Raw genomic sequence first — 13,154 nt, 5'->3', positions numbered from 1 at the left:
CACGCGCTGCGCGCGTGCCGCCGCACCCACGCGATGGCGCGCAATCAATGGCTTGGCGCGGCAGCGGCCATGCGCGATCGGTTATCCTCGCCGCGATCACGACCGACCCGGAACGACCGCGCCGCATGCAGGACCACGACGACGTCGCCTTGTGCGTGGATCTCGACGGCACGCTCGTCCACACCGACCTGCTGCACGAATCGGTGCTCGCCCTGCTGCGGCGCAAGCCGCTCCACCTCTTGCTGCTGCCGCTCTGGCTGCTGCGCGGCAAGGCGCACCTCAAGCGCGAGATCGCGCGGCGCGTGGAAGTCGACGTCACCCGCCTGCCGTACGACGCGCGCGTGCTCGCCCTGCTCGATGAAGCCGCCACGCGTCCGCGCGTGCTGTGCAGCGCGTCGGACCGGGCCTTCGTCGATGCGGTTGCCGCGCACGTCGGCGGCTTCGACGCCGCGCTCGGCAGTGACGGCGACACCAACCTCGGCGGTGCACGCAAGGCGCAGGCACTCGTGGCGCGCTACGGCGAGCGCGGCTTCGACTACGTCGGCGATGCCACGGCCGACGTCGCGGTCTGGGAGCACGCGCGCCGCGCAATCGCCGCGAATGCGTCGCCGCGCGTGCTCGCACGCCTGCGCCGGTCGCGCACGGTGGACGCGGTGATCGAGCGCCGCGATGGCGCCTGGCGCGCCGCGGTGCGCGCGCTGCGGCCGCACCAGTGGTCGAAGAACCTGCTCGTATACGTCGCGGCGATCGCCGCGCACCGCGTCTTCGAGCCCGACGCGCTCTACGCGACCACGCTCGCGTTCGTCGCGTTCTGCCTGTGCGCATCGGGTGCGTACGTGTTCAACGACCTCGTCGACCTCGACGCCGACCGCCGCCATCCGCGCAAGCGCGCGCGACCGTTCGCGGCAGGGCGCCTGTCGATCGCGGCGGGGCTCGTCGCCGCGCCACTGCTCGTCTTCGCCGGGTTCGCGCTCGCTTCGCTGTTGCCGTCGCGCTTCGCCTTCGTGCTCGGCCTGTACGTGGCGACCACGTTCGCCTACTCGCTGCTGCTCAAGCGCGTCGTGCTCGTCGACGTCATCGTGCTCGCCGCCTTGTACACGCTGCGCATCGTCGCCGGCGCGGTCGCGATCCCGGTCGACGCGTCGGGCTGGTTCCTCGCCTTCGCGATGTGCCTGTTCCTCAGCCTCGCCCTCGTCAAGCGCTATGCCGAGGTGCACCGCGTCGCGGCGAGCGCGCAGGCAAGCGTCGCCGGTCGCGGCTATCGCGCCGCGCACCTCGCCTGGATCGGCAGCTTCGGTGCCGCGGCGGCGGGCACCAGCCTGCTCGTGCTCGCGCTCTACGTCGACAGCACGAAGAGCGCGGCGCTGTATCGCCATCCGCACTGGTTGTGGCTGCTCCTGCCGCTGCTCGGCGCGTGGCTGCTGCGCGTGTGGTCGCTCACGCGGCGCGGGCGCATGCACGACGATCCGGTCGTGTTCGCGCTGACCGACGTGCCGAGCCTTGCGGTGCTCGCGGGATTCATCGCCACCGTCGCGATGGCGGCGTAGGGTGGCGGGACGCGCTGCGCGCGTATCGCCCTACACGCTTCCACCTCGCTGCTGCGGGCGCGACGGAAGCCCGGTACTCTCGTAGGGCGGTACGCGCGCAGCGCGTGCCGCCGACCGCCGACAAGCGAAAGCATCGCGGCTGAAGCCGCTCCCACGGAAGACGGAACCCGGCCCTCACAGCATCCGCATGAGCTCCGGCATCAGCGGCAGCTTGCGCACGCGCACGGTGGTCGCCGCGTAGACCGCGTTGGCGAGCGCGGGCGCGACGCTCGGCACGCCCATTTCGCCGGCGCCGACGGGATCCGCGTCGGAGGCGACGATCTCGACTTCGACGTGGCGCGGCGACTGCGCCATGCGCAGCAGTGGATAGTCGGGGAAGTTGTGCTGCTGCACCTGGCCGTCCTTGACCGTGATCGCGAGGTGCAACGCGGTCGAGATGCCGTCGATCGTGCCGCCCATCATCTGCGCCTCGATGCCGAGCGGATTGACGACGCGGCCGACGTCGACGACGCAGACGGCGCGATGGATGCGCAGCTCGCGGCCCTCGACCGATAGCTCGAACGCGTGCGCGGTGTAGCCGCCGAACGTGAAATGGCAGGCGATGCCGATGCCGTGTCCGTCGTCGCGCCGTTCACCCCAGCCGATCTTCGCCGCGCAGCGGCGCAGCACCTCGGCGAGGCGCCCGGTGTCGAACTCGGGACCGCCGTGGCCGGAGTAGGGAATCCTGCGCGGTTCGCCGAGCATCGCCAGGCGCAGCTTCACCGCGTCCTGCTTGCTCGCGAGCGCGATCTCGTCGATGAAGCTCTGCACCGCGAATGCGTGGAACGTGTGCAGCGGCGCGCGCCACCAGCCGCGCGGCATGCCCGAGTCCACGGAAAAGAAGGTCTTGTCGAGGTTGGCGACGAGCCCGGCGGGGAAATCGTCGGCTTCGAGGCAGCCGGTGCTGATCGGCCGCTTGCGGCCACCGCCTTCGCGGTACGGCCGCGGCGTCGCCGCGCAGCGATGCGTCCAACTGCTGACCTGCTTCTTGCGATCGAGCGTCGCGCTGAGCGCGTGCACGCCGAACGGGCGATAGAAGTCGTGCTGCAGGTCGTCCTCGCGCGTCCACATGAGCTTGACAGGGCGCCCGGCCGCTTTCGCGATGAGCACCGCCTCGGCGACGAAGTCGTTCTCGAGGCGCCGGCCGAAGCCGCCGCCCGCGCGCGTCATGCGGATTTCGATGTCCTTGCGCGCGAGGCCGGTCATGCGCGCGATCATCGCCGACGCGCCGCCCGGGCTTTGCAGCGACGCGACGAGGCGCGCGCTGTCCTGCTTGATCTCGATCAGCGCTCCGGGCGGCTCCATCGTCGCATGCGCGAGGAACGGCACCTCGTAGCGCGCCTCGACGACATTGCGCGCCTGCTTGCGCGCCTGCGCGACGTCGCCGTCGCGGCGCACCGGGGTGCCGCCTTCGTTGCGATCGAGCAGTTCGTTCGCGCGCGCGGCGAGCGCGCCGCTCGATTCGCCGCTCCACGGACCTTGCTTCCACTGCACCTTGAGCAGATCGCGTCCCTTGAGCGCGGCCCAGGTGTGTTCGGCGAGCACGGCGACGCCGCTCGCGAGCGGGCCGTCGAAGGGCTCGCCGGGCTTCGGGCCAGCGATCGCGATCACGTCGACGACGCCGGCGACCTTGCGCGTCTCACGGTCGTCGAAGCTGTCGAGCGTGCCGTCGAGGTAAGGGCAGCGCAGCATCACCGCGACGAGCGCGTCGGCCGCGTATTCGTCGATGCCGAAGCGGCTGCGGCCGATCACGATGTCGCGCGCGTCGACGACGCGCGTCGGCTTGCCGATGATGCGGAATTGCTCGGGCTTCTTCAGCGCGACCGGACCGTCCGGCGGCGCGATCGCCGCCGCGCTGCGCGCGAGCGCGCCGTAGGTGAGCCTGCGGCCGTCGGGGGCGAGCACTTCGCCGGACTCGGTGCGCAGCTGCGTGGCCGGCAGGTTCCATTCCTTCGCCGCGGCTTGCACCAACAGCCAGCGCGCGGTCGCGCCGGCGAGGCGCAGGTCCTTCCAGCCGTCCGATACGCTCGTGCTGCCGCCGGCGCCTTGGTCGCCGTAGCGGTTCGACGGCCCCTTGTCGGTGTCGATGTAACCGTAGGGCAGCTGCACGACGCGCACCTGCGACCAGTCGACGTCGAGCTCTTCGGCGACGAGCATCGGCAGCGAGGTGATCACGCCCTGGCCGATCTCGCAGCCACGCGCGCCGATCACGATGCGGTTGTCGCGCTCGATGCGCACGAACGGCCCGAGTTGGGTGAGGTCGTCGCCGAGCAGTTCCGGCGGCACGCCCGGTGTGGGGGCCGCGCGGGCACGACGGAAGCCGACGACGAGCGCGCCGGCCGTGCCGAGCGAGATCGCGAGGAAGCGGCGCCGGCCCGCATCGACGCGCGCGCTCACTTGCGCTCTCCCTGCATGAGTTCGGCCGCGCGCAGGATCGCCTTGCGGATGCGCGGGTAGGTGCCGCAGCGGCAGAGGTTGCCGATCGAGGCGAGGTCGTCGTCGCTCGGCTTGGGCTTGCGCTTGAGCAGGTCGACCGCGGCCATGATCTGTCCGGCCTGGCAGTAGCCGCACTGCGCGACGTCCTCTTCGATCCACGCCTGTTGCACCGGATGCAGCGCGTCGCGTTCGAGGCCCTCGATGGTGGTGATCTGGTGCGTCGCCGCCGCGCTCATCGGCAGCACGCACGCGCGCATCGCCTTGCCGTCGAACAGCACCGTGCACGCGCCGCAGTTGCCGATGCCGCAGCCGAACTTGGTGCCGGTCAGGCGCAGGGTATCGCGCAGGAACCAGAGCAGCGGCATCGCAGGGTCGCCGTCATGGAAGTACGGCTTGCCATTGATCGTGACCTCGAGCGGTTCCCGCGGGCGAACGGGACGCCTGGCCGAATCGGCGGCCTCGACATGGGCGGAATCGGCGGCGTGAGGGGGCTGCTCGGGCATCGTGCGTCTCCGTGACGCGCGGGGACCGTGCCCGCACGCGTGTGATCGTCGCATTGTCGCACGGCGTTTCGCGCCTGCCGAGCATCGCTCCGGCGCACCGAGCGCCACCTTTCGTCGCATACGGTGGAACGCGAAGGGCGGGTCGAGCGCGAAGTGCGAGGCCCGCCGCACCCTCGCACGCCGGCGGCGAGTGCTTCGCGGGTACCGCCCTATCGGGGCAACAGGCGCCAGATGAAATAGACCGGCAACCCCGCGAGCGTGATCAGCGCACCCCAGCCGGCATCGCCCGGGTGCTGCCAGATCGTCGTGCCGACGACGCCGGCGACGACGACGAGGAACACGACCGGCAGCAGCGGATACCACGGCGTGCGGAACGTCGCCGCGTCGATCGACTGGTGGCGGCGGTACCAGAACAGCGTCGCGACGACCGCAGCCATGCCGAGCCAGTCGCCGACGGTCGAATAGTTGAGCAACTGGTCGAACGTGCCGGTCCATGCGAGCGCGCAGGCGGCGACCGCGAGCAGCAGCAGCGCGATGTTCGGCGAGCGCCAGCGCGGGTGCAGGATGCCGGCGGCGCGGAAGAACACGCCGTCGGCGCCCATGACCTGGAACACGCGCGCGGCGCCGATCATCGAGATGTTGACGAAGCCGAGCGTCGAGATCGCGATGCCCGCCGCAATCACGCGTGCGCCGGGTTCGCCGAACGCATGGCGCATGAGGTCGGCGGCCGGTGCCTTGCTCGCGGCGAGGCCATCGTGGCCAAGCACGGCGAGGTAGGCGAGGTTCGCGAGCAGGTAGCACAGGGCAACGAGCAGCATGCCGAAGATCAGCGCGCGCGGAATCGTGCGCTGCGGTTCGCGCACCTCGCCGGCGATGTCGTTGACGTAGTACCAGCCACCGTAGGAGAACAGCACCGGCATCAGCGCGCCGGCGAACGCGAACGGGCTGATCGGGCCGGTCGGCGCGGTCGGCGGCGGCGCGCCGCGCACGGACAGGCCCACCGCGATGAGGATCGCGATCGCGGCGAGCTTGAGCACGGTCAGGATGTTCTGGGTCCATGAGCCCGCGCGGATGCCGAACCAGTTGATGCCGGCGAGGAACACGATCGTCGCGACCGCATACGGGCGCGCATCGGCGAGCGTGACGCCGGCGGCCGCGGCGGCGTACTCGACGAACACGGTCGACACCGCGGCGATGCTGCCGGAGTGGTTCACGACGAGCAGGTTCCAGCCGTAGACGAAGGCGACGACGAGACCGAACGCGTCACGCAAGTTCACATAGCCGCCGCCCGCGTTCGGTCGGCGCGTGCCGAGCTCGGCGTAGCAGAGCGCGCCGATCAGCGCGATGACGCCGCCGACCCCCCATGCGAGCAGCTGTTCGCCGGCCGAGCCCGTCTGGCGCGCGATCGACGCGGGCGTCAGGAAGATGCCCGAGCCGATGATGCCGCCGACCACGACCATCGCCGCGTCCCAGGCGTTGAGGCGACGCGCGTAACCGACCGGCGGTGGCGCGGATCCGGCCGGAGCCATGTCGTTCATGCGATGGGCCTCGTCGTGCCTGGGGCGTCGGCGGATCATGCCCGAGTCGCGCGCGATCGTCTGCCGCCGCCGGGCGCGCACGACCGGTCCTGCCCGCGCCACGCGCCGGCGCAGGGCGATTGACGCGGTCGGTCCGAGGTCCTAGATTGCGGCCCGCCTCCGGCCCCAGGGGCTTGTGGCCTGGAGCGTATCGTCCGCGCGCGTAAACATGGCCCGAATGTCGTCGGCGACGCCGGTTCCGGCACGTCGGGCATCGCGCGCACATCGCGTTCGAAGAGGCGCGCAGCCGCCGGTCCGGTTGCGCGGAGCCCAGCGTTTTTCCAATCGCACGCCGGAGAGGTCGGTCGGCGCGTGCCGGGCGGCGCCGCCGCCGTCATCACCGGGAACTGCAATGAACGTGAAATCGATGCGCTGGGCGAGCTGCCTCCTGTTCGGCATGCTGGCGACCCTCCCCGCGGCTGCGCGCGCCGAGGAAGAAGGTGAACACGACGACGCCACCGCACGCCGCCGGGCGATGGCGCAGTGGTACAACGACGACTTCGCGGCCGGCGATGCCAACCTCAGCCGCAAGCAGGTGCTGTTCTCGCCCGCGTACGAACGCTTCCTCAACGACGTGGCCAAGCGCGAGCGCGAGCGTCATGCCGTGCTCATGCCGGCGAGCGGCACCTCCGACCCCGTCATCGATTCGCTCGCGCCGTTCGTCGCCGCGGCGAACGGTAGCTGGACCAACATCGGCCCGACCAGCGCGAACTTCGCGCAGAACGGCGGCACCCTCAACGTGACCGATGCAGGCCGCGTCAACGCGATCGTCACGGATCCCGCGAACGCGAGCGTCATCTACGTCGCCTTCTCCGGGGGCGGCGTCTGGAAGTCCACCGACGGGGGCCTGACCTGGGCGGCGAAGACCGAGACGCTCGGTTCGCTCTCGGTCGGCGCGCTCGAGATGGCGCCCGATGATGCCGACACGCTGTACCTCGGCCTCGGCGATCCGTTCGACGGCACCGGCATGGGCCTGGTCAAGTCGACCGACGGCGGCGACCACTGGAGCACCATCGTCTACCTCGGCAACTCGACGATCATTCCCGACATCGAGGTCGCGCGCAGCGACAGCCACATCGTGCTCGCCGCGACCAACGCGGGCCTCTACCGCTCGACCAATGGCGGTACGAGTTTCAGCAAGGTGACGATCGACCCCGCCTCGCCGACCGGCGACCCGTACGTGTGGACGATCACGTGGGGCGGCGGCACCACCTTCGTGCTGAGCCTGGAAGCCGATCCCGGCAACGCCAACTACCAGACCAACGGCCAGATCTGGCGCTCGACCGACAACGGCGCGACCTGGACCCGCTCGAGCGGCATCACCGACACCAATGGCATCACGCGCCTGGCGGTGGCGGCGGCGCCGTCCAACCGTGACATCATGTACGTCGAGGCGGCGAACAACAATTCCTACCTCGGCTCATCGACCGACCTCGCCAACTTCTTCAAGTCCACCGACAACGGCGTGACCTGGACCGGCATCGGCAAGACCGGTGCCTCGTACAAGACGTACACGAACACCAACAGCGAAACGTCGTCGGTCAATACGCTGCTGAACGGCCAGGGCTGGTACAACCAGCTCGTGCTGGTCGATCCCGCGAACCCGAACCTCGCGTACTTCGGCGGCGCCCTGCTCGCCGCGAAGACCGCCGACGGCGGCGCGACCTACTCGCAGGTGAGCAACTGGCTCGCGCGCTTCAGCCTGCCGTACGTGCATGCCGACTTCCATGCCGGCCACATCGCCGCGAACGGCGCGCTCTACTTCGGCACCGACGGAGGCATCTTCCGCTCGCTCGACAATGGCGCGACCTTCACCGACGCGCTCAATCGCGGCATCGCCTCGCACCTGATCTACCAGGTCGGTTCCTCGACCGCGAACCGCGACGCGGTGATCGCGGGCCTGCAGGACAACGGCACGCGCGTGCGCGTGGGCAACTCGGCGGTGTTCAACCAGATCATCGGCGGCGACGGATTCGGCTGCAACATCAACCGCGGCAACGCGAACCAGATGCTCGGCAGCCTCTACTACAGCCGCGTCTACAAGAGCACCAACGGCGGCACGAGCTTCTCGAGCGCGTGCAGCGGCATCACCGAGTGCAACAATCCGAACACGGCGCCGTTCACCACGCGCATCGCAGAATGGAAGGGCGACGCGACCGGCAATACCGTGTTCACCTTCAGCAACGCCAAGGTCTACAAGAGCACGAACTACGCCGGATCGTGGAGCGCGCTCGGAACCACCGGCCTGCCGACGAGCGGTTTCGCAATCCGCAACGTCGGCGTCGCGCGCAGCAGCGTCAACACGGTCGGCATCGTCGCGACCTCGGGTCGCGCCTACATCACCACCAACGGCACGAGCTGGACGCAGGTCGGCAACACCACGACGCTGCCGGGCAACGGGCTCAGCCTGTCCGCGATCAGCTTCGATCCGGCCAACGCGTCCATCGTCTACATCGCTTCGGTCGCGCCGGAAGCGGCATCGAACCACCTGTGGCGCTCGACCAACGGCGGCAGCACCTGGACGGCGATCGACGGCAATGCGTCGGGTTTCCCGCACGGCATTCCGGTCAACGACATCGTCGTCGATCCGCAGGTGTCGAGTACGCTGTACGCGGCGACGCACCTCGGCGTGTACGCGTCGGACGACAGCGGCGCGACGTGGACGCGCTACGGCGCGGGCATGCCGCTGGTGAACGTCACCGGCCTTTACGTCGCCGAGGACCGCAGCCTCGTGCGCGCGGCGACGTTCGGTCGTTCGGCGTGGGAATTCGTGCCCGAGGGCAACGTCGCGCCGGTCGCCGGTTTCAGCTTCACCACGAACGGCCTCACCGCGAACTTCACCGACGCCTCGACCGACAGCGACGGCACGATCGCCTCGCGCTCGTGGAACTTCGGCGATGGGAGCGCGCCTTCGACGGCGACCAATCCGAGCCATACCTATGCAACGGGCGGCTCGTACACCGTCACGCTCACCGTGACCGACAACGGCAGTGCCAGCAACAGCACCAGCAAGACCGTCGTGGTGACGGCGCCGACATTCACCGTCACCCCGAGCTCGAGCGGCAACGGCACGATCTCGCCCGCCACGCCGCAGACGGTCGCGAGTGGCGCGACGAGCGCGTTCGTGCTGTCGCCGGCCACCGGCTACCACGTCGCCCCGGTGACGGGCACCTGCCCGGCGGGCGTGTTGAATGGCGGCAACTACACCACCGGCGCGATCAGCGCGAACTGCACCGTGATCGCGAACTTCGCGCCGGACGTCGCCGACCATCTCGCCTTCGACCCGGTGGCTGACGTGATGCAAGGCGCGGGGCTCGGTCCGGTCACCGTGTCGATCGTGGACGCCGGCGGCAACACCATGACCAGCGACTCGACCTCCGAGGTCACGCTCTCGACCAGCGCCTGCGGCGGCACGGTCGTGCTCGGCCGGGCGACCGTCAACCAGGGCGTCGCAAGCTTCCCGGCGAGCGTGGCGCAGCGCTTCTACACGCTCGCGTCCGCCAAGGTGCTGAGTGCGGACAGCGGCAACCTCGCCGGCAGCGCGACGTTCGATGTCGTCGCCGGCGGCGAGTACCTGTTCGCCGACGACTTCGAGGTCTGCCGCCTCTGACGTCGCCGTCGCGGCAACGGTGCCGCGACCGGCGCGCCGGGTGACGCAGCGGTCCGGCGGACGCATGTCCGCCGGCTCGCGTCCGCTGCAGGAACGTCGCGTGCCGGCGACATGATATTCGGTCATAAGCGAGCCGATCGCGCCGCGCACCAGACGCGATCGACAGCGCAATCGCCGGCAAAACCGCAGGGTGCCGGCGCGCGGGCCGTTTGCCGCCCGCGAAATGCCACGCCATTGCGTTCTGCTGCGCTGCACGAAAGAATCCGCACGCCGCCGATCCGCATGAAGGACGTCGCTTGAGTTCCGCATCCGCGCCTGTCGTGGCGCCCGCCACCACCCGTCCCTGGGTCGTCGCCAAGTTCGGCGGCACCAGCGTGTCCACGCGTCCGCGCTGGGAGACCATCGCGCGCATCGCCGCGGCTCACCATGCACGCGGACGCAACGTGCTCGTCGTCGTGTCCGCGCTGTCGGGCATCACCGACATGCTCAAGTGCATCGCCGAGGCACGCAAGGACACGATGGCATGCCGCGAGGCACAGGTCGGCATCGTCGAGCGGCACAACGCATTGCTGCGCGATCTCGAACTGCCGGTGCGCAACGCGCTCGACGGCTGGCTCGCGCGGCTCGACCAGCTCATCGTCGATGCGCGCCGCGAATCGGCCGCGCTCGACTGGCAGGCGGAGACCTACGCGCTCGGCGAACTCATGTCGAGCACGCTCGGCGTCGCCTTCCTCGGCATGCAGGGCCTCGAGGCGCGCTGGCTCGATGCGCGCGAGCATCTGCTCGCACAGCCGCTGGCCAATTCGGGGGCGTGGGCACGCCATCTCTCTGCGAGCGTGCCGGCCGTGCCCGATCCCGCGTTCGCCGCCGCGCTCGCCGCGCGCGGGCAGGTGTTCATCACGCAAGGCTTCATCGCGCGCGACGGTGACGGCGGCACCGTACTGCTAGGGCGCGGCGGGTCGGACACGTCGGCCGGCTACTTCGGCGCGATGCTCAGGGCCGAGTGCGTCGAGATCTGGACCGACGTGCCGGGCATGTTCAGCGCGAATCCGCGCATCGTTCCCGAAGCGCGCCTGCTCGCCCGGCTCGACTACGAAGAGGCGCAGGAGATCGCGACGACCGGCGCGAAGGTGCTGCACCCGCGATCGCTCGGCCCGCTGCGCCGTGCCGGTGTGCCGCTGGTGATCAAGGACACCAACCGGCCGCAGCTCGCCGGTACGGAGATCCGCGCGGTCGCCGCCGACGCGGCGCCCTGCGTCAAGGCGATCAGCGCTCGCAAGGGCGTCACGCTGGTGTCGATGGAAACGATCGGCATGTGGCAGCAGGTCGGCTTCCTCGCCGACGTGTTCGCCGAGTTCAAGCGCCACGGCCTCTCGGTCGACCTCATCGGATCGGCCGAGACGAACGTGACGGTGTCGCTCGACCCGACCGAAAACCTGGTCGATTCGGACGTGCTGTCCGCGCTCGCGACGGATCTCGCGAAGATCTGCCGCGTCAAGGTGATCGCGCCGTGCGCGGCGATCACCCTGGTCGGGCGTGGCATGCGCGCGCAGCTGCATCGCCTGTCCGGCGTGCTCGCCGAGTTCGGTGCGCTCGACGTGCACCTGATCAGCCAGTCGTCGAACAACCTCAACCTCACCTTCGTCGTCGACGAGTCGCTCGCCGACGACCTCATCCCGCGCCTGCACGGGTTGCTGATCCGCGCCGATGCAATGCGCGTCGAGGACGGCGCGGTGTTCGGGCCGAGCTGGCGCGAACTCGGCGAGCCGGCCGTGGCGAAGCGCGAAGCGTGGTGGCGGCGCGGGCGCGATGCACTGCTGAAGGTCGCCGGTGAAGCGTCGCCGCGTTACGTCTATTCGCTCGACGCGGTGCGCGCGCAGGCGCGTGCATTGCGTGCGCTCGGCGCGGTAGACCGCTGGCACTACGCGCTCAAGGCGAATCCGCATCCGGCGATCCTCGAAACGCTGCACGAGGAGGGCTTCGCGTTCGAGTGCGTCTCGCCCGCCGAAGTCGAAGCCGTGCGCCGCACGCTGCCGCAGCTGGCGGCCGAGCGCATCCTGTTCACGCCGAACTTCGCGCCGCGCGAGGAATACGCCGCCGCGTTCGAACTCGGCGTGCGCGTGACGCTCGATGCGCTGCATCCCTTGCAGCACTGGGGCGAACTATTCGAAGGCCGCGAGCTGCACCTGCGCGTCGACCTCGGCAGCGGCCGCGGCCACCACGACAAGGTCCGCACCGGCGGCGACGCGTCGAAGTTCGGCCTCGCGCTCGACCAGATCGACGCGTTCCGCACGCTCGCGCGCGAGCGCGGCGCGCGCATCACCGGCCTGCACGCGCATCTGGGCTCGGGCATCCTCGATGCGGGCCACTGGGGTTCGGTATACGCGCAGCTCGCGAGCCTCGCCGAAGGTTTCAGCCGGATCGAGTCGCTCGACATCGGCGGCGGACTCGGCGTGCCGTCGCGCCCCGACGAAAGCCCGCTCGACCTCGCCGCGCTCGGCGAGTCGCTTGCCGAAGTGAAGCGCGCGTATCCGCAGTTCGCGCTGTGGATGGAGCCGGGGCGCTTCCTCGTCGCCGACGCCGGCGTGCTGCTCGCGCGGGTGACGCAGACCAAGCGCAAGGGCGGCGTGCACTATGTGGGCGTCGACACCGGCATGAATTCGCTGATCCGCCCGGCGCTCGACGACGCCTGGCACGAGATCGTGAATCTCACCCGTCTCGATGACGCACCCGAGGCGATGGTGCAGGTGGTCGGCCCGATCTGCGAGAGTGGCGACGTGCTCGGCGCGAACCGCCGCCTGCCCGAGTGCCGCGAAGGCGACGTGCTGCTGGTCGCGCAGGCCGGCGCGTATGGCGCGGTGATGGCTTCGCATTACAACCTGCGCGAGCCGGCGGTGGAGGTGGTGTTGTGATGGACCGGCGCTGCGTGCTTTTACCCTCTCCCCGCCGGGGAGAGGGCAGGGTGAGGGGGCGGCCGTGGTGAAGCGTCTCAATGTTGAACGAGCGCGTGCGCTGCGTGTCGCGCAGACTGACGCAGAGCGCCTCCTGTGGCGCCGTTTGCGGAATCGCGCCTTGCTCGATTGGAAGTTTCGCCGACAGCACGAAATCGGTCCCTATATCGTCGATTTCGTCTGCACCGATGCGGGCCTGATCGTGGAACTCGACGGCGGTCAACATCTCGGGCAGGTCGAGGCGGACGCCGCACGCACTCGATGGCTACAGCGCTCCGGTTATCGTGTGCTGCGGTTCTGGAATGATGACGTGTTGAAGAACACCGACGATGCGCTGGAGCAGATCCTGAGGGCGCTGCCGGCGGAACAGCGGGGTTCCGGCGAGCCGGATGTCGCGCTCCGCACGTGGGCGCCCCCCCGCCCGCCCCCCCCGGGGGGGCCGGGGGGGGGCAAAAAGGTGGGGTGGGTTGGCGCCGCGCGGCGCCCGGGCG

7 protein-coding genes are annotated in these 13,154 nt (G+C 70.1%); 4 read left to right on the top strand and 3 right to left on the bottom strand.

Annotated features, from left to right (window positions below; translation table 11 throughout):
- The first annotated feature begins 149 nt into the window (after positions 1 to 149).
- The gene (locus ACTHK2_RS06240) at positions 150 to 1,547 is read left to right on the top strand and encodes a UbiA family prenyltransferase (protein ID WP_440244836.1); all 1,398 of its coding nucleotides are present in this window, start codon (positions 150 to 152) and stop codon (positions 1,545 to 1,547) included.
- 174 nt (positions 1,548 to 1,721) lie between these two features.
- Here the strand turns inward: ACTHK2_RS06240 and ACTHK2_RS06235 are convergent, their stop codons facing one another.
- From ACTHK2_RS06235 to ACTHK2_RS06225, 3 genes are all read right to left on the bottom strand, one after another.
- The gene (locus ACTHK2_RS06235; protein WP_440244835.1) at positions 1,722 to 3,983 is read right to left on the bottom strand and encodes a molybdopterin cofactor-binding domain-containing protein; all 2,262 of its coding nucleotides are present in this window, start codon (positions 3,981 to 3,983) and stop codon (positions 1,722 to 1,724) included.
- Entirely contained in the window at positions 3,980 to 4,525 is a 546-nt protein-coding gene (locus tag ACTHK2_RS06230) for a (2Fe-2S)-binding protein (protein WP_440244834.1), read from the bottom strand. Before ACTHK2_RS06230 ends, ACTHK2_RS06235 begins: the two co-directional genes overlap by 4 nt.
- 209 nt (positions 4,526 to 4,734) lie before the next feature.
- Positions 4,735 to 6,063 (bottom strand): amino acid permease, encoded by a 1,329-nt coding sequence (locus ACTHK2_RS06225; RefSeq protein WP_440244833.1) that lies wholly within the window; start codon positions 6,061 to 6,063, stop codon positions 4,735 to 4,737.
- A 391-nt stretch (positions 6,064 to 6,454) separates the two neighbouring features.
- On the opposite strand from ACTHK2_RS06225, the gene ACTHK2_RS06220 reads away from it, so the two are divergent.
- The 3 genes from ACTHK2_RS06220 to ACTHK2_RS06210 form a co-directional block, all read left to right on the top strand.
- Entirely contained in the window at positions 6,455 to 9,712 is a 3,258-nt protein-coding gene (locus ACTHK2_RS06220) for a PKD domain-containing protein (RefSeq protein ID WP_440244832.1), read from the top strand.
- Between the two features lie 296 nt (positions 9,713 to 10,008).
- Positions 10,009 to 12,624: a bifunctional aspartate kinase/diaminopimelate decarboxylase gene (locus tag ACTHK2_RS06215; protein ID WP_440244831.1), complete on the top strand. Its 2,616-nt coding sequence runs from the start codon at positions 10,009 to 10,011 to the stop codon at positions 12,622 to 12,624.
- A 64-nt stretch (positions 12,625 to 12,688) separates the two neighbouring features.
- The coding region (locus ACTHK2_RS06210) for an endonuclease domain-containing protein (protein ID WP_440244830.1) at positions 12,689 to 13,154 on the top strand (466 nt) is incomplete at its 3' end.

It is taken from the genome of Dokdonella sp. (assembly GCF_051958935.1).
Lineage (GTDB): Bacteria > Pseudomonadota > Gammaproteobacteria > Xanthomonadales > Rhodanobacteraceae > Dokdonella_A.
The sequence above is the reverse complement of the archived record's forward strand: the minus strand, read 5'-3'. Positions and strand labels throughout refer to the sequence as shown.

Bases quoted from the DNA above. Each gene is read 5' to 3' on its own strand.
- ACTHK2_RS06225 (WP_440244833.1), bottom strand. From the start codon at position 6,063: ATGAACGACATGGCTCCGGCCGGATCCGCGCCACCGCCGGTCGGTTAC.
- ACTHK2_RS06230 (WP_440244834.1), bottom strand. From the start codon at position 4,525: ATGCCCGAGCAGCCCCCTCACGCCGCCGATTCCGCCCATGTCGAGGCC.
- ACTHK2_RS06220 (WP_440244832.1), top strand. From the start codon at position 6,455: ATGAACGTGAAATCGATGCGCTGGGCGAGCTGCCTCCTGTTCGGCATG.